The sequence below is a fragment of the Dactylosporangium maewongense genome, from assembly GCF_039531485.1.
Lineage (GTDB): Bacteria > Actinomycetota > Actinomycetes > Mycobacteriales > Micromonosporaceae > Dactylosporangium > Dactylosporangium maewongense.
On record NZ_BAAAQD010000003.1, the window covers coordinates 108,876 to 125,468 of the forward strand.

At 69.6% G+C, this 16,593-nt stretch carries 16 protein-coding genes and 1 pseudogene; 9 read left to right on the top strand and 8 right to left on the bottom strand.

Going from position 1 to position 16,593, the window contains the following annotated elements; genetic code table 11:
* Positions 1-360: 360 nt before the first annotated feature.
* Together ABD332_RS10270 and ABD332_RS10275 are read right to left on the bottom strand one after the other, a co-directional pair.
* Positions 361-966 carry a pentapeptide repeat-containing protein gene (locus tag ABD332_RS10270; protein ID WP_344501576.1) on the bottom strand — a complete coding sequence of 202 codons (606 nt, stop codon included), beginning with the start codon at positions 964-966 and terminating at the stop codon, positions 361-363.
* 11 nt (positions 967-977) lie between these two features.
* Positions 978-1,706, bottom strand: a complete 729-nt coding sequence (locus ABD332_RS10275; protein WP_344501577.1) for a metallophosphoesterase — start codon at positions 1,704-1,706, stop codon at positions 978-980.
* 124 nt (positions 1,707-1,830) lie between these two features.
* On the opposite strand from ABD332_RS10275, the gene ABD332_RS10280 reads away from it, so the two are divergent.
* Positions 1,831-2,829: a DUF5937 family protein gene (locus ABD332_RS10280; protein WP_344501578.1), complete on the top strand. Its 999-nt coding sequence runs from the start codon at positions 1,831-1,833 to the stop codon at positions 2,827-2,829.
* Between the two features lie 66 nt (positions 2,830-2,895).
* Positions 2,896-3,405 (top strand): hypothetical protein, encoded by a 510-nt coding sequence (locus ABD332_RS10285; RefSeq protein ID WP_344501579.1) that lies wholly within the window; start codon positions 2,896-2,898, stop codon positions 3,403-3,405.
* A gap of 53 nt (positions 3,406-3,458) precedes the next feature.
* Here ABD332_RS10285 and ABD332_RS10290 read toward each other — a convergent pair whose 3' ends face one another.
* Positions 3,459-5,474, bottom strand: a complete 2,016-nt coding sequence (locus tag ABD332_RS10290; RefSeq protein WP_344501580.1) for a glycoside hydrolase family 6 protein — start codon at positions 5,472-5,474, stop codon at positions 3,459-3,461.
* Positions 5,475-5,793: 319 nt separating this feature from the next.
* On the opposite strand from ABD332_RS10290, the pseudogene ABD332_RS60035 reads away from it, so the two are divergent.
* From ABD332_RS60035 to ABD332_RS10310, 5 genes and pseudogenes are all read left to right on the top strand, one after another.
* Positions 5,794-6,066, top strand: a pseudogene (locus ABD332_RS60035) (ATP-binding cassette domain-containing protein); the annotation flags it as partial.
* Positions 6,046-6,669, top strand: a complete 624-nt coding sequence (locus ABD332_RS10295; protein ID WP_425552185.1) for a LuxR C-terminal-related transcriptional regulator — start codon at positions 6,046-6,048, stop codon at positions 6,667-6,669. The pseudogene ABD332_RS60035 and the gene ABD332_RS10295, both read left to right, overlap by 21 nt.
* Before the next feature lie 98 nt (positions 6,670-6,767).
* Positions 6,768-7,523, top strand: a complete 756-nt coding sequence (locus tag ABD332_RS10300; RefSeq protein WP_344501582.1) for a hypothetical protein — start codon at positions 6,768-6,770, stop codon at positions 7,521-7,523.
* 61 nt (positions 7,524-7,584) lie between these two features.
* The gene (locus ABD332_RS10305) at positions 7,585-8,181 is read left to right on the top strand and encodes a hypothetical protein (RefSeq protein WP_344501583.1); all 597 of its coding nucleotides are present in this window, start codon (positions 7,585-7,587) and stop codon (positions 8,179-8,181) included.
* Positions 8,171-9,481, top strand: coding sequence for a hypothetical protein (locus tag ABD332_RS10310; RefSeq protein ID WP_344501584.1), 1,311 nt, complete (start codon positions 8,171-8,173; stop codon positions 9,479-9,481). The genes ABD332_RS10305 and ABD332_RS10310 overlap by 11 nt, the downstream gene beginning before the upstream one ends.
* 63 nt (positions 9,482-9,544) lie before the next feature.
* Here ABD332_RS10310 and ABD332_RS10315 read toward each other — a convergent pair whose 3' ends face one another.
* The 5 genes from ABD332_RS10315 to ABD332_RS10335 form a co-directional block, all read right to left on the bottom strand.
* Positions 9,545-9,883, bottom strand: a complete 339-nt coding sequence (locus ABD332_RS10315; protein WP_344501585.1) for a hypothetical protein — start codon at positions 9,881-9,883, stop codon at positions 9,545-9,547.
* A gap of 221 nt (positions 9,884-10,104) precedes the next feature.
* Complete coding sequence (locus ABD332_RS10320) at positions 10,105-12,165, bottom strand: MMPL family transporter (protein WP_344501586.1); 2,061 nt, start codon at positions 12,163-12,165, stop codon at positions 10,105-10,107.
* Between the two features lie 199 nt (positions 12,166-12,364).
* A complete protein-coding gene (sigJ, locus tag ABD332_RS10325) occupies positions 12,365-13,261 on the bottom strand; it encodes an RNA polymerase sigma factor SigJ (protein WP_344501587.1) in 897 nt (298 codons plus the stop codon).
* Entirely contained in the window at positions 13,258-14,448 is a 1,191-nt protein-coding gene (locus ABD332_RS10330; protein WP_344501588.1) for an NAD(P)/FAD-dependent oxidoreductase, read from the bottom strand. Before ABD332_RS10330 ends, sigJ begins: the two co-directional genes overlap by 4 nt.
* 330 nt (positions 14,449-14,778) lie before the next feature.
* Entirely contained in the window at positions 14,779-15,396 is a 618-nt protein-coding gene (locus ABD332_RS10335) for a hypothetical protein (RefSeq protein WP_344501589.1), read from the bottom strand.
* 510 nt (positions 15,397-15,906) lie between these two features.
* On the opposite strand from ABD332_RS10335, the gene ABD332_RS10340 reads away from it, so the two are divergent.
* The gene (locus ABD332_RS10340; protein ID WP_344501590.1) at positions 15,907-16,167 is read left to right on the top strand and encodes a type II toxin-antitoxin system Phd/YefM family antitoxin; all 261 of its coding nucleotides are present in this window, start codon (positions 15,907-15,909) and stop codon (positions 16,165-16,167) included.
* Entirely contained in the window at positions 16,164-16,535 is a 372-nt protein-coding gene (locus tag ABD332_RS10345) for a type II toxin-antitoxin system VapC family toxin (RefSeq protein ID WP_344501591.1), read from the top strand. The genes ABD332_RS10340 and ABD332_RS10345 overlap by 4 nt, the downstream gene beginning before the upstream one ends.
* Positions 16,536-16,593: the final 58 nt, after the last annotated feature.

Sequence of the window (16,593 nt, forward strand, 5' to 3'; positions counted from 1 at the left end):
ACGCGGCCTCCTGCGCTCGCGAGCCTCTGATGCGAGGACCTCTGACGGAGGACCTCTGACGCGAGGAGTTCTGGCTCGCGGGCTTCTGGTGCGCGGTCTTCTGGCGCGGGGACCCCCAGCTCGCGGGCTTCTGGTGCGTGGGCGACGTCGTCACGCTCGGGGGAACGGGTGCGGCCCTGACCGCCAAGCCCAGCCCCGCCGAACCAGGCCACGCCCAGCCACGCCGGCCCGGCCCTCGCCGCAACCGGACCGCATCAAGCCCAGCCCCCGCGCCAAACCAGACCACGCCCAGCCCAGCCCAGCTCAGCCCAGCCGCGTCGCGGTGGGGCGGACCGTGCCGGGGGCGGGGCAGTTGGGGGGTCAGGCGGGACGGACGTCGAGGCCTAAGGCGACCGCGATCATCGCCGCCTGGTCGGTCGTGATGATGGCGTTGCGGAGCTCGGTGGTCAGGGGGTCGAGGCCGGACAGGTCGCTGCCGCGCAGGTCGCAGCGGGTGAGGTCGGCCTTCTGGAGGGCGGCGCCGGAGAGGTCGACGTCGCGGAAGGTGGCGCCCTCGCAGCGGGCGGCGGTCAGGTCGGCCTCGCGCATGCGGACGCCGGTGAACTCGGCGCTGCTGAGCTTCGCGGCGGGCAGGGCGACGAACGACCAGTCGCCCTCCTCGACCTTCAGCAGCTCGAAGGTGCAGCGGTCGAAGGCGCTGCCGACCAGCTTGCAGCGGGTGAAGGTGGCGTCGAAGAAGTTGCAGCCGACGAACGTGCAGTTGAGGAACGCGACGTCGGTCTGCACGGAACAGTTGAACCTGACGTTGGTGAACGTGCACTCGGTGAAGACCGACCGCTCGTTGGTCGCCTCGCACATGTCGACGTCGACGAACGCGACCCCGGAGTGCTCCAGTCCGACGGCGTGGTGGTCGGTCCAGTCGTCGTCGTAGATCGTGGTGTGGGTCAGTGGTCGCCGCTCAGCCATGCCCCACCTTCTCACCCAGGTACGACAAAAAACGTCGTGAGGCGGCCGGCGTCGTACAGGTGGAAGGCCAGCGCGGGTGGCGCGGAGCGGTCCAGGCCGCCGTCGCCCTCCCACGGAAGGACCAGTGTCGATGCCACACCGGGGGCGGACAGCACGGGTACACCGGCGAAGACGCTGGCGGTGGCGCTGTGGACGTGCCCGCACAGCAGCGCGAGGACGTTGGGGTGCCGGGCGATGACCTCGGCGAGCCGGGCGGCCCCGAACTGGCGCACGCGGTCGGCGGCCGGATGGCCGATCTTCACCGGCGGGTGGTGGAAGCACACGAGGGACGGTGCGCCCTCCGCCAGGACGTCGTCGAGCCACGCCAGCGTCTCGTCCGCCAGCCACCCGTCGTCACGCCCCGGGATCGACGAGTCGCACAGCGCGAACACCAGGTCGCCGACCCGCGCGATCTGGTCGACGGGCCCGGCGCCGGCGGCGGCCACGTAGCGGCGGAACTCGGGCCGCGAGTCGTGATTCCCAGGCGTCTGCAGCAGCGGTACGCCGAGCCGTCGCAGCACCGTCGCGGCCGAATACTCCGACGCCCGCCCGTGATCCGCCACGTCGCCCGTGACCAGCACGGCGTCGACGGGCCGGCGCAGGCGCTCCAGGTAGGACAGCACCCGCTCCGCCCGCTCGGCGCTGCGCCCGCCGTCACCGTCGTCGAAGTGGGTGTCGCTGACGTGCGCGATGAGGGTCACCGCCCGACGGTACGACCGCCGCCGACCCTCCTTCGAGATCCAATCGCACCGGCGCGGCCCACGCCCGCGGTGCCCGCCGCCCGACGGTCCGGAGGTCGACGGATTCCTAGGTATCGTGGTTTGGGTGATCGAGCTGTTGTTCGAGCCGGGGGACCTGGCGCGGCTGCGGTTCGCGCGCTCGCCCATGCAGGAGCTCGTGAGCAGCGTGCGGGTCGCCGATCACGCCGAGCGGGTTCGGATGCATCAGCCGTGGGTCAGGTCGGTGCGAGGGGGCGTGTCGGCGCTGCGGCTGGAGCTGCTGCGGGCGGTGCTGGGCGATCCGCGGTACGTGCCGGAGTTCCTGGCGCCGGCGCCGGACCGGATGGACACCAGGTTCGGCGACGAGCTGGCGCGGGTGCGCAGCACGCCGGGTGAGGTGGTGCGGGCGCAGCTGGACCTGCTCGGCAGGCCGCTGCCTGAGGCGTTGCTGCCGTTGTACGAGGACCCGGAGCGCCATCTGGGGCGGCTGGCGGCGGAGATCCAGGCGTACTGGCAGGTCGCGATCGAGCCGGTCTGGTCGCGGCTGGCCGGGCTGCTCGACGCCGAGATCGGACACCGTGCGGATCAGCTGACGTCGGGCGGCATCGTACGGCTGCTGGGAAACCTGCATCCGGAGCTGGAGTACGCCGAGGACGCGCTACGGGTCCTCTGGCCGACGTGGCAGTCGCGGAGCCGGCTGGAGGGTGCGGGGCTGCTGCTGGTGCCGTGCGTGTTCGCGTGGCCGTCGCTGCTGGTCGACACCAGCCCGGAGTGCCCGGCGCTGATCTACAGCCCGCGCGGCGTGGGGCAGGTGTGGGAGGGCGCGGCCCGGGTGGCGGTGCCACCGGTCGCCGACCTGCTCGGGCGCAGCCGGGCGGCGCTGCTGGTGAAGCTCGACCTTCCGCTGTCCACCACGCAGGTCGCGCGGGATCTGGGGCTGAGCGCGGCGTCGGTCAGCGAGCACCTGTCGGTGCTGCGCCGGTCAGGGCTGGTCACGTCCAGGCGGTCGGGGCGGCAGGTCCTCTACCAGCGCACGGCGCTGGGCACCGACCTCCTGGGAGCCGCGACAACGGGTCGCGACGACAGGGCCGCGACGATTCGGTGACGACCGAATCGTGGAGCCGCCGCCGCGGCCGCGCCCACCATGTCGGAAGACATGAAGGAGGCCCACATGCGTGTGGTGAAGACGTTGGTCATGGCGGCGGCGATCGTGGCGATGACGGCGGGGACGGCGGCCGCCTCGAGCGGCACCGGTGGTTGGGAGCCGACGAGCACGCCGCCGTTCGTCATCCCGGCCGGCGAGGTGTGCCAGTTCGAGGTGAAGGGCGACATCGTCCGGGACCAGGAGCGGATGCGCACGCCCGCCACCTATCCCGACGGCTCGCCGAAGGTGCAGGATTTCGCCGGTGTACTGGTGATCCGCTACACGAACACGAGCAACCACAAGTCGGTCGTGCGGGACGCCACCGGCACGATCCGCGTGTACTACCTGGAGGATGGCACCCGGATCCTGCAGCTGCACGGCAACAACGCCCTGCCGATCAAGGCGGCCAACGTCGGCTTCCCCGGCGGCGACTACATCACCCACGGCGACTTCGTCGTGATCAGGCACCCGGACGGCAACCGCGAGGTCCCGGTCCAGCTCGGCACGATGGAGAACCTCTGCCGGACCCTCGCGTAGAGCACAGCGGACGAAGGGCCCCCGCCGTGTGGCGGGGGCCCTTCTGGGTGGAACTAGAGCGCCGGGTAGGCGTTCGTCATCAGCTGCTGGAACTGGGCCGAGAACCAGGCACCGGAGACCGGGGCGTTGGGCAGGGCGCCACTCATGCTGTTGCCGTTGCGGCCGTTACCGGTGTAGGTCGGGTCGCACATCCCGTCGAAGCCCTTGCCGCCCGGGTTGTTCGGGCCGGTGGGGATCAGCGAGCTGGAGCCGTCGGACTCGCCCGGGGGCTTGATCCAGACGTACGCGTCGATACCGGCGGCCGGGGTCGCCCGCGGACGCTCGCCGAGGCCGGCACCGGACTGGTTGCACCAGTTACCGGCGTGGATGCGGCGGTCGATGCGGGACGCGTTGACCCAGGTGTTCATGTCGGTCGAGGTGCTCGCCGCGGTCGGACGGGCGGTGCCGCCCCAGCCGTTGCGGGAGGTGTCGATCAGCATGCCGATGTTCGAGTTGAAGCCGAGCGAGACCAGCTTGGTGCGGAATGCCTGCGCGAAGGTCAGCTCGTCGGTGTAGAAGTTCCAGTCGACCCACTTGGACTGGCGGACCGACTGGCCGCCGACGGTGGCGCCGATGGTGACGAACGGCTCGGTCAGCGCCGAGTAGTTCGCGGTGTTGGTGATGAAGCCGTCGACGGTGGCGAAGCCACCGGTGGCACCCTGCACCGTGGTGGCGAACAGCTGCGCGGCGGGGCCGAAGTTGCTGTCCCAGCCGAGCCAGCCGTGGTGCGCGGCGTCGATGTAGTTGTAGGTGTTGGTGCCGGCGGCGCGCAGCTTGCTCAGGGCGTACTGGATGCCCGTGGAGTAGTTGCCGTTGGCCTTCATGACCGCGCAGGCCGCGGTCGCGCCGGCCTCACCGCCCGCGTTGGTGACGATGTTGGGCAGCGAGTCGATCTCGACGATGTTGACGATGCGGATCGACTTGTACTTCGGGTCGGCCTCGATCGCGGCGATCGGGTCGATGTACTCGGTCTTGTACCGCTCGATCTCTGTCGGGCCGAGCTCGCCGTTGGAGGCCAGCGCGGCGCAGTCACGGCCGGGCAGGTTGTAGATGACGAACTGCGCGAGCGTGGCACCCTGGGCGAGGGCGTTGTCGAGGTGCTTGCGCATGCTCGTCGTGTAGCCGGAGCCCGACGGCGCGGTGATCGCGGCGATCGTGTCCAGCCAGACACCGGTCGGCTGGTTGGAGATCCGGCTGCCACCGGCCTCGGCGGCGGCCTTGGCGGACCAGTCCGGGTTCACGTAGACCTTGGCGCCGACGTACGGGTTGTCGACGTGCGTCGGGTCGTTGCCACCAGTGGTGACGGTGATCGGGACCGCGGTGCTGGTGGTCGACAGGTTCGCCGCGTTGTACGCCTTGGCGGTCAGCGAGTACGAGCCGGCGGCGACGTTGGTCCAGCTGTAGGTGTACGGCGAGCTGGTGTCGGTGCCGAGCAGCGTCGAGCCGTTGTAGAACTCGACCTTGCTGATCGTGCTGCCGGACGAGGTCGCGGTCGCGGCCAGGCTCACCGTGGCGGGCGCGGTGAACGAGGAGCCGGACGACGGGCTGGTCAGCGACACGACCGGGGCGGTCGGGTTCTGCGACTGGGACTGCGACGGCGACGCCGACGGCGACTGGCTCGTCGGGTTGCCCGTGCACGCCACGCCGTTCACCGTGAAGTTGGTGCCGGCCGGGTTGGCGCTGCTCCAGTTGCCGTTGAACCCGAAGGAGATGACCCCGCCGGTGGCGACGGTGCCGTTGTAGCTCAGGTTCGTGGCGCTGACGTGCGTGCCCGTCTGGGTCTTGTTGGCGTTCCAGATCTGCGAAATGGTCTGGGACGCGTTGCCGAAGTCCCAGCCGACGTTCCAGCTGGTGAGCGGGTCGCCGAGGTTCGTGACGTCGACCTGGGCACCGAAACCGCCGGGCCACTGGTTGGTGATCGTGTACTTGGCCGAACAACCGGCCGCCGCGAACGCCTGGTTCGCGATCAAAACGGTACCCCCGGCCGCCACGACTGCGGCGGCCGATATGAGGGCGAGCTTGCGCCTCATCGAGTCTCCTTACTTGGTGTTGCGGCTGATGCGTCACACGGTCCGCACCGGCCCAGCACCCCGTCAAGGCGATCGATCGCGGGGTGCCGCCCACCTCGTGCGGAATCGGAAAGGAGCCTGAAACTTTCGCCACGAACCCCCGTCCCACCAGCCTGTTCATGGCCGGCGCGGGCACGGTCCGAGCTCCCGCCGACCACCGGCACGGCGGCTCTGCATCGAGTTTTGTGAATGCCTTGGTACGGAAGGTGCGGTTACCCGAACCCGGAGCCTCGCGGCAGCACCGATGCCCCGCGGACCCGTCCCGACCAGGCTCGACGGCATGGAACCCGTCCTGGCACTCGAGAACGTCGCCCGCGTCTTCCCCCGCGGCGTCACCGCGCTCCGGCAGGTGTCGCTGACCGTCGGCGCCGGAGAGTTCGTCGCCGTCATGGGGGCGACCGGCTCGGGCAAGAGCACGCTGTTGCACTGCGCCGCCGGGCTGGACCGGCCGACGTCCGGCTCGGTCCGGCTGGCCGGACGCGAGATCAGCAGGATGCGGGAGGGGCCGCTCACCCGCTGGCGGCGCGACCGGGTGGGCTTCGTCTTCCAGTCGTACAACCTGCTGCTGCTCGCCGAGCACGACATCGAGGTGACGGCCGCGGTCGGCGACGCGGAGGCACTGCTCGCCGCGGTCGCCGCGGACCCACCTGACGCGGCGGTCGTCGACGTGCGGATGCCGCCCGGCCACGTCGACGAAGGACTGCGGGCGGCGCTGGCGATCAGGGCCACGCACCCCCAGGTCGGGGTGCTGGTCTTCTCGCAGTGGGTCGAGACCAGCTACGCCCGCCGGCTCCTCTCCGAGCACGCCGGTCACGTCGGCTACCTGCTGAAGGACCGCATCGTCAGCACCGGCGAGTTCGTCGGCGCGCTGCAACGCGTCGCCGCCGGCGGCACCGCCCTGGACCCCGAGGTCGTCCGGCAGCTGCTCGCCACGCCCGCCGCCGACGCGGGGCTCGCCCGGCTGAGCGACCGGGAGCGGGAGATCCTCGGCCTACTCGCCGAGGGCCGCTCCAACGTGGCCATCGCCGAGCGCCTGCACCTGGTCGAGCGCAGCGTCGAGAAGCACGTCACCGCCATCTTCACCAAGCTCGACCTGCCCCAGGCCCGCACCGACCACCGCCGCGTACTGGCCGTCCTGCGTTACCTGAGGTCCTGACGCGTGGCGATGGCAAGGTACGGTATGCGCGCTTGACAGGCGGCTCCGAGCCGGCTGGCTGGCTCAGCCGCACCACTCGACAGGAGGCCGGGCACGCTGTGGACCACCAGATCCTGTTCGTCCTCGGCGTCCTCCTCGGCAATGCCGTCGGGTGCCTGCTGGCCGTGTTCTGCCTGGTCCGGATGACCGACCAGCGGCGCTCGGCGCGCAGCCGCCTCCTGCTGGTGCTGGTGGCGTCGTGGGCGCTGGTCGAGACCGCTCGCGACGACATGCTCTTCGTCGCCGCCACCGCCATCCACATGAGCGACTACCAGGTCCACTTCTTCCTGGCCCCGAGCATGGTCCTGACCGTGCTCGCGGTGGCGTTCACGGCCGGCGTCCTGTGGCTGGTCGCCAAGCACCCTCATCCAGTGTGGACAGCCGGCGCCGGCACGGCGGTCGGCCTGCTGCTGGGCGTGATGAGCCTGCAGGCGGCGCTCGCCGGGCGCACCAGCTCGGCCTTGTCGATCGACACCGTCAACGCCCTGGTCGTCGCCGCCGGCCTCGGCGTCGCGACAGGCATCTCCGTGTGGCTGGGCACCGGCGCCACCCGCCGGTCCACCATCGCGACCGCCGTCACCCTGCTGGCGATCTGCCTGACGATCGCGCAGTACCGGATCGCCAGCGTGGTGACCACGGACCCGTCCATCCAGGTCGACAGCGACGCCGGCATCGACCCGATCCAACTGGGCGTGTTCACCGCCGTGGCATTCGGCATCCGAGCCATCGCGCTCACCGTCATGAGCATCATCGACGAGAGCAGCCTGGAGCCCTCACCGGACCAGGACCTGCTCGCCATCCGCGACCGGCACTGACACAACCACGCCCCGCGAGCAGGGGGCGTTCATGACCACCCCCATCCATTCAGGAGCGGACATGCGACAGCATGCACTGCGCCGCACCCTGCTCTACGCAGCGGTGACGGCAGCCACGATCGCAGGCGCGGCGGTCTCCACCACGCCGGCGCACGCCGCGACCGGCACAAGTGTCATCACCGTGGGCGCGGGAGCCACGGTGACGGTGGACGACCAGCTGCCGACCGGGACGATCTCCGGCAGCCTGCTGAACCGGGACGGCACACCGGCCTGGGCATACCTCACGGTCTTCGACAGCGCCGAGCAGAACTTCGTCACCAGCGTCAGCGTGCCGTCCAGCGGCGCGTTCACGCTCGATCTGCCGGCCGGCTCGTACAAGCTCAACTACCGGGTCCGCAACGCGTTCGACCAGTGGTCGGGCGGGAAGACCTCCTACGAGACCGCAGTGCCCGTCGAGGTGACCGCCGGCCAAACGGTGCAGGTCGTGGAGACGGTGCTGCCGACGGGTTCGGTCGGCGGGCGGTTGACCAAGGCCGACGGTAGCCCGGCGGCGAACGTGGGCGTCACCGCCAGCCAGCCAGCCGGGCGGCAGCGGCTCGGGCTGGACGAGCACCGGCACCGACGGGCGGTACCGCATCGACGACCTGATGCTCGGTGACTACGTCGTCGCGTTCTCCGGGCCCGCGGGGGTCTCGCAGTACGCGCACGGCAAGCTCGACAGCGCCGCGGCCGACCGGTTCACGGTGGCCGACGGGCAGCTGACCACGGTCGACGAGACCTTCCTGCCGACGGGCGCGATCCGGGTCGTCGCGCACGACGCCACGACCGGCGGACCGCTGGAGCACTTCTGCGTGTGGGCGACGAACACCGACAACGTCAGAGGCTGCGCCACCGGTGCCGAGTTGCTGATCACCGGCCTCTTCGTCGGCACGTACGCGCTCAACATCAACGTCGACGACCGCCTCCACCTGACGGTGCCCTACGCGCCGGTCACGGTCGCCGCCGGGCAGACCGCGACGATCGACGTGGCCATGCGCCAGGGCGCGTCGATCACCGCCACCATGGCCAGCCGCGACGGCGGCACCGCGGTCGACGGCTGCATCGGCGTGGCGAACGTCGACCAGCCCTACGGCTACGACCCGTACGGCTTCTGCTCGGACGAGCGGCCGGGCCCGACGCCGGGCTCTGTGGTGATCGGTCCGCTGGAGCCGGGCACGTACCAGCTGCTCGCCGACCCGCGCGGTGACGCACTCGGCCTGCAGTGGGTCGGCGCGGCCGGTGGCACCGGCGACCGCGGTGCCGCCCAGCGGTTCACGGTCGCGTCCGGAGACCAGATCACCACGCCGACCATCCAGTTCGACCGGGCCGGCACGGTCCGCGGCAAGGCGACCGACGTCAACACCGGCGCCCCGCTCGCAAGCGTCTGCGTCTCGGTCGTCGCGCTGTCGCACGGCTTCGCTCCCCAGGGCGGCTGCGCATTCTCGACCGGCGCCGACGGCACGTACAGCATCCCGGGCGTCGGCCCGTACGCGTGGCCGGTGCAGTTCATCGGCCGTGGCTACCAGTGGCGCTGGTCCGGCAACGCGGCGAACCGCCCCGAGGCGACGATGGTGACGGTGCCCGCCGGCAAGAAGGCCGCCGCGAACATCAAACTGCGCACCGGCGGCGGCACGCTCACCGGCACGGTCCACGACACGGTCGGCAACCCGCTCAACGCGTTCGTGGTCGCGTTCGACGCCCTGTCCGGCGAGGCCGTCCACTCCGGCGACAGCAACAACCAGTACAGCAACCCGCCCATGACATTCACGATCCCGAACATCGCCCCGCAACAGATCAAGATCTTCTACCAGCTGCCCGACGGCCGCAGCGGCTGGCTCGGCGGCGCCGACCTCGCACACGCCCAGCCGTTCCAGATCCGGAACAACAAGACCCTGACCGTCGACGTCATCGTCCCGTAGCGACACCGGCCGGGGCCCGCCACAGCGGACCCCGGCCCGACCCCAGTAGAAGCCCGGACGGTTTCATGTCGAGTCCTGCAGATATCGGCCCACCGCGGACGAGAAGACCCCAGTGGGCAATGCCAGCGGCGGGCTCGCCGGTGGCGGCTCGGGCAATGCGGCCAGCCCGGCGATGAACGTCCCACGGTGCGCCGCCGACGATCGGCCCGCCGCGGTGAGCCAGTACCGGTCAGCGGCAACGTCGAACTCGACCAGCCCAGCCGCCGCCAGCCGGCCGAGCCCCGCCACAAACTCGTCCTCCCGCGGAATCGCATGGTTGAGGTAGTCAGCAGCGGCGATCACCCCACGCAACGACGACCCCCGTGCCGAGTCCACCCCGCTGATCGACCGCAGAATCCACACGTCTGAGAGTGTCCAGCCTGCTTCCAAAGCGGTCTCCATCTTGGCGGGGACAGGTGGATCACAAGCGACCTGAAGCCACCAACGACAACGTATGTGACAGAACCAGTTCGGTAAACGAGACCTTCACCTGTGGCCTGCTCGGCTCAAGCCTCGCGAGGAGCGGTGCCGCACTCGCCCGCAGCCGCAGACGCCACCGTAGTCATACCGGTGCAGTTCCCCTGTCATGTGCCGGCGCTCACGACAGCGGGCTCGGGGTCGGACCTGCCCGCGGGCGGCTGGGGGTCGTGGTGCTTGAAGAGCTTGCTGGGCCACCACATCCATCGCCCCACGTCCAGGGTGAGCGCGGTGACCAGCACCGAGCGGACGATCATGGTGTCAAGCAGCACGCCGAACGCCACCGCGAACCCTAGCTGCGCCGCGAACACCAACGGCAGCGATCCCAGCGCCGCGAAGGTGCCGGCCAGTACCAGACCCGCCGACGTGATCACGCCGCCGGTGGCGGACAGCCCGGTCCGCGCGCCGCGCCGGGTGCCGTGTAGCAGTGCCTCTTCCCGCACCCGGGTCACCAGGAAGATGTTGTAGTCGATGCCCAGGGCGACCAGGAACACGAACACCAGGAGCGGGAAGTTCGCGTCCGCCCCGGCGAAGTCGAACACGTGATTGAACATCAGAGCGCTCACGCCGAGGGCCGCTCCGAATGACAGCACCACCGTCGCCATGAGCAGCAGCGGGGCGACGATCGCCCGCAGCAGCAGCGCGAGGATGCAGAAGACCACGATCAGCACGATGGGGATGATCACCTTGGTGTCGCGGGCGGCTGACTGTTGCGTATCGAATGCGATCGCCGTGCTGCCGCCGAGCCGGGCATCCGCGCCCTCGATCTTGTGGATCGCGGTTCTGGCCTGCTCGACGGTGCGCATCGCGGCCTCGCTGCCGGGAGCGTCCTTGAGCGTCCCGAGAACGAGGACCTCACCATCCTTGATCATCGGCGCCGCGACGTCGGCGATCCCTGGAACGCCTGACAGCACGCTCTTGACCTGCTCCGCCGAGGCGGCCTTGGCCACGACGTAGACAGGGTCGCCCGACCCGGCCGGGAAGTGCCTGGACTGGATCTCCTCGCCGACGACCGCCTGTGGCTCGTTGGTGAACTGGCCCTTGCCCGGAATCCCATCGGCCTTGAGTCCCGTCACCCCGAGGGTCAGGACGCCGAGGGCGAGCGCGGTGCCGACCCATACGATCCGCGGCCGGCTGGCGATGACGGCGCCGACCCGCGTCCAGATGCTGTCCTTGACCGTGCCCACCGAGCCGTACGACGGCTTCGCGGGCCAGAAGATCCAGCGGCCGCAAATGACCAGCAGAGCCGGCATCAGCGTGACCATGGCGAGCAGCCCGACGAGAATGCCGACGGCACAGGCCGGCCCGAGCCCTTTGGTGGAGTTGAGCGTGGCCAGCAGCAGCACCAGCAGGCTGACAGCGACGGTCGCGGCGCTGGCGATGATCGCCGGGCTGGAGCGGTACAAGGCCTCCGCCATCGCCTCGTGCCGGTCCTCGTGGCGCCGCAGCTCCTCCCGGTACCGCGAGATGAGCAGGAGCGCATAGTCGGTGGCGGCGCCGAACACCAGGACGGTCAGAACGAGGCTGGTCTGCGTGTTGACGGTGAGCCCGGCATGCTTCGCCAGCACGTAGATCACCGCTTCCGCCATGACCAGGGCGCCACCCGCGGACAGCAGCGGCAGCAGCGGCAGCAGCGGGCTGCGGTAGGTGAGCAGCAGGATGACGACCACCACCAATGCGGTGATCATCCCGAGGGCACCACCTCCTCCGAAGGCCGTGATCGAGTCGGACGCATAACCGGCCGGTCCAGTGACGTGGAACCCGAGACCGTCGGCGTTCTGTTCGCCGATCCTGGTCATCGCGTCAACGACCTTGTGAGCCCCGGCCCAGCCCTCGTTACCGTCGTCGACCTGGACCACAGTCTGGATGGCCTTGCCGTCCTGGGCCCGCAGCGGGCCCTGCGGCTGCCCCACGACCTTGTCGATGCCCTTGAAGGCTTCGACGTCAGCCTGCGCCTTGGCCATGTCGGCAGGTGTGACACCCTCAGGTCGGTCATAGATCACGATCGCTGGCAGGGTCTCGGCGGGCTGGAACTTCTTGGCCTGTTCGATGACCTTGGTCGCCTCCGCGTTGCTGGGCAGCCAGGCCGAATTGTCGTTCTTCTCGACATCGCCCAGCTTGCCGGCCAGCATGAGCGCCGGCACCATCAGGATGATCCAGAAGGCCAAGACGGCCCATTTCGCAATCCTGCCACTGGGCAGGGTCATGACTTTTCGCAACATGGAGATTCCTCAGTGTCCAGTCGACGTGGGAAAGCTTGCCGGGATTGATGACGGCGTAGATCCGCACACCTGGCCGCCGCCCGAATTGAGGGCGAGAACGACGACGGCGAAGGGTGCCTCGAGTGCGCCAGGGCCTGCAGGACCCTTACCGGCTGATCTGACGCCGGACCGTCATCGCGACGAGTTTGTCTGGATTGCGGACGGCATAGAAGTTGGTGATCTTCCCGTCGATGATCTCGATCAGGAGGACACCTTCGGGACGATCGCCGATGCGCGCGACCATCGCGGGACCGTTGTTGCAGTTGACCATCTGGATCCGCATACCCGGCATCCGCCCGCCCGTGCGGAAGAGATCGATGAGGAGGCCGGCCACCTTCTGCGCGCCCACCACCGGCGAACGCGCCGCGGTGGCCTTGCCACCGCTGTCGGCGGTCCAGGTGACGTTCGGCGCGAGCAGGGACAGCAGCCCGGCCATGTCCCCGGTGACCGACGCGGTCCTGAACCGCTCGGTGATCTGCATGGTCTCCGCGACGTCGACGGGCTGGAACCGCCTGCGTCGCGCCTGCACGTGCTCGCGGGAGCGGTGCGCCACCTGATGCACCGTCGTCACGGATTTGCCCACCGCCGCGGCGATCTCGTCGTAGCCGAAGCCGAACACCTCGCGCAGCACGAACACCGCACGCTCATCGGGGGTGAGCGTTTCGAGCAGCACGAGCATCGCCATCGACACCGACTCGGCGAGCACCACATCGGCCGAGGGGTCGACGTCGTCGAGCAGCAGCGGTTCGGGCAGCCACGGGCCTACGTAGTCCTCGCGACGGCGCGCACTTGCCCGCAATGCGTTGAGCGTCTGACGGGTCACCAGCCGTGCCAGATACGACCTGGTGTCCCGCACCGTCGCAAGGTCCACCTCGGCCCACCGCAGATAGCTGTCCTGCAGCACGTCGTCGGATTCGGTGGCCGAGCCGAGTATCTCGTAGACGATCGTGAACAGTAACGGCCGCAACAGGGTGAATCGCTCGGCATGCTCGTCCGTGGTCATTGAGACGTGCCCACCGGCGCGACGGAGGCCGGCTGCCGCAGCCGGCGACCGCCCTTGACCCAGCCGACGGAACCCGGCTCGCGGGCCTCGCGACGGATCCTCGACACCGCGACCTTGCAGGTCAGCTCCTTGATCGCGGCACCCAGGCGGCCGCCGATGTAGATGTTCACCGCGGTGTCGTCCCTGCGGGCGAGCTGGCGCATGGCGGTGTGCCGGCCGAGGCTGACGCACGATCCCGTGAGTGCCTGGTCGATCGCCGCCGGTTCGGTCCCCGCGATGCGGCTCAGCACGGTGTCGGCGGCCTGAACCCCCAACGGCCCCGCGGCCTGACAGCTCATCCGCAGCGGCCGGCCGGACGGCGCTGCGGCGTCCCCGGCGGCGACCACCCGATCGTCATCAATGCTGGTCAACGTCTCATCCGTAAGCAGCCGCCCGAGCGTGTCAGTGCGCAGCCCGCTCGCGGCCGCCAACTCCGGCACACCGAAACCGGTCGCCCAGACGGTCACTGCGCTCGAACGCGTCGTACCGTCGGCGAGGACGATCGCATCCGGCCGAACCTCGGTCACCACGTCGGCCTCGAGCACGGTGACACCGTGCCGCGACAGCCACTTGGCGGCGTATCGGCGACCCGGCGCACTCCATGACGACACCAGGATGCCGCCACACACCAGGGTGACCGTCCGTCCCTGCTCGGCCAGTTCGGCGGCCGTCTCGACGCCGGTCAGTCCGCCGCCGACCACGGTGACCGGAGCCCCGACGGGCAACTCGTCCAGCCTGGCGCGCAGCCGCCGCGCGGACTCGAACTCGGCGATGGGGTGCGCGAACTCGGCCGCGCCACGCACCGATGACGGTATCGCTGCGGTGCTACCGACCGCGTAGAGGACATAGTCATACTTCAGCGTCCGGCCCGACGCCAGCAGCACTACGCGCGCGGCGGTATCGATGCGCATGGCGCTGTCCACAACCAACTGGATGCCGTCGCCGAGCAGCCTGTCGTAGCCCACCGTGGCGTCGGCGGTGCCGGCCACAAACTGGTGCAGCCGCATTCGTTCGACGAAGTCCGGCCGGGGATTGACCAGGGTGATGCCGACGCCGGCCCGCATCCGCAGATGATTGGCCGCGAGCGTTCCGGCGTAACCACCGCCGATGACGACGACCCTGTGGCGTGTGTCGTTGTGCTCAGTCATGCCCCCAAGACACCGGGGAGCGCCGAGACCTGACACGACGTGACGCGCGTCACCCCACAGAAGTACGCCGGACACGCCGACCGGGCGAGCGGCCCCGTTCCCGGAATCAGGTTGGCAGGCGTTGAGTTTGCTGGAACTTCGATCCGTCGGCGAGCTTGGCGGTGGCGTCGCCGGCCCGGCGAGACGAGCCGGAGTGTCGCCGCGTTCCAGCAGCGCACTTCGCAGACGCTCCCCCACCGGGGAGCACGAGCTTGCTCGTGCGCGGGGAATCCGAACCGGAACGGTGAAGCTGACGATCGCATACTTGAACCCGGCCGTCCGACCCACGTGTCACGTGCCATCCACCGTGAGCCAGGCCGGAAGCGGCGAGGACGGAAACACCACCGCGACATTGTCGGCGGACGGTTGCAGCTCCGAGCCAGATCGATGGCTCTCGCCCAGGAGAAGGTTGACGTCGCCGCGGTCGTACCGAAGTGTTGCCCAACGGCACCAGAACCCGTCGTCGTCCGGTTCGTAATGCACCTGGACGTCGAGGACCGACCGGCCCGCGAAGTCGGCCCAGCCACTTCGCGCCGTCACGTCCCACACCGCCACGTCCGCTTCGGGTCTCACAGCGTTGCCGAGCAGCGGCTGCTCCCAGAACACCAGCCCCTCGGTCCAGCTCGGCGACTGCCAGGTAACGCTGAACACCCGGCCGTCCGCGCACTCGAGCTCGACACCGTAGTCGATGGAGTCGAACCCATCGCATCGCCACGTCGGTCGCGCCCACTCCGCCTCGTCGACGATCCGGCGCGGCCCCTCGTATTCGGCAGCAACCTCGTGACGGAAGTAGTCGATGTCGACGTATCGCACCGTGCGGACGACCGCGCCAGCCATCTGCCGAGCGCGCTCCTCACGGGCATGGCGCTCGGCAGCCGTACGGACGAACGACACCATCGGATCGGACACCGAGACATTGTCGACGGCATCGCGGCCGGCGCACCTGAAATTTCCTGGTGCGGCGGATGCGTTGGAGGAGGCCGGCTTCGACGGCGATCCACCGTCGTCCTCCGCGAAAACGGACCCCCTTGATCGGTCGTGGCACGACATAAACCGTGCAGCTCACCACGGGCGATCGGCACACGTCCTCAGCGCCCCCTGCCCCCAGCGCGACGACAGACCTCGAACGGACAACTGCACAGGCAGTCCGAGCCCGGTCGAGGCACCCACGGGAGCGCCCCTTGCCGACCCTCCGCCGCGGCGACGGATCTTGAGGGGGCGAGGGTGGAGCGAAGCTCCCCCTGTGGGGAGCACCAGCGCAGCCGGTGCGCGGGGAATCCGGAACCGCCAACGGCGAACGCCCCCTGCTCACGCAGGGGGCGTTCGGCGGTGGAGCTGACGCTGGCCTACTTGAACCCGCTGGGTCCGATCCGTAGTTGCACCGACCCGCTGGACTAAGGTGTTAGCTAAGGAGGTCCCATGTCGAGCGAAGCAGTCGTTGCGCAGTTCAACATCCACGACGCGAAGACCAACCTCTCCCGGATCATCGACCGCGTGGAGCACGGCGAAGAGATCATCATCAGTCGCGCCGGCACGCCGGTCGCCAAGGTGATCCCGCTTCACCCACGCATCAAACGCGCTGGCCGAGGCTCACTGACCGGCCAGCTCACCGTGAGCGACGACTGGGACTCGCCGGCCGTCAACGACAGCATCGCCGACGACTTCGGCTTGACGCAGTGAGCCTCCTGCTCGACACCCATGTGGTGCTGTGGTGGCTCACCGATGACGAAACGTTGGCCGAGGAGGTCAAGGACCGCCTCGATCACGAACGCAACGTCTACATCAGCCCGGCCACCATCTGGGAAGTAGCCATCAAGCAGTCCATGGGCAAGCTGCAACCGGCGGACCTGCCAGAGCGCATCCGCAACAGCGGGTTTCGCGAGCTACCCATCACATCCACCCACGCCATCGCCGCAGGGCGCCTGCCCCTCATCCACCGCGACCCGTTCGATCGGATGCTCATCGCCCAGGCCCAACTCGAAGAACTCACGTTGGTCACCCGCGACGCACACATCCACAAGTACGACGTCGACTTCCTCGCGGTCTGATCCCGCGCATGCCCAGCATGCGCCCGCGACCCGAGACACCACACGCGACCAGCGAACG